Source organism: Pseudomonas sp. FSL R10-0399 (assembly GCF_009600165.1).
Classification (GTDB): domain Bacteria; phylum Pseudomonadota; class Gammaproteobacteria; order Pseudomonadales; family Pseudomonadaceae; genus Aquipseudomonas; species Aquipseudomonas helleri.
In genome coordinates this window covers 1-236 of record NZ_WIWK01000353.1, presented here as the reverse complement: position 1 = coordinate 236, position 236 = coordinate 1, and the positions used below count along the sequence as shown (strand labels likewise).

Annotated in this window: 1 protein-coding gene; it reads left to right on the top strand. The window is 62.3% G+C overall.

The features are described 5' to 3' along the window. The coding region (locus GHO41_RS30200; protein ID WP_218580299.1) for a hypothetical protein at positions 1 to 184 on the top strand (184 nt) is incomplete at its 5' end. Between the last annotated feature and the right edge of the window lie 52 nt (positions 185 to 236).

The window sequence follows — 236 nt, the reverse complement described above, 5'->3', positions numbered from 1 at the left end:
ACAGGGGTGGTGTGATCTTGTAGTCGCTGACGAGGCACGAGGCTGCGATGCGGGCCGTAGGGCCGCCACGATTTGCAACCAATTCCCCCGTAGCAAGGTTGAACTGACGTACTACGACTGCTGCGCAGCCGGACGTAGCCTCGCGGTGCTCGACAACGGCTACAGGGGTGGTGTGATCTTGTAGTCGCTGACGAGGCACGAGGCTGCGATGCGAGCCGTAGGGCCGCCACGATTTG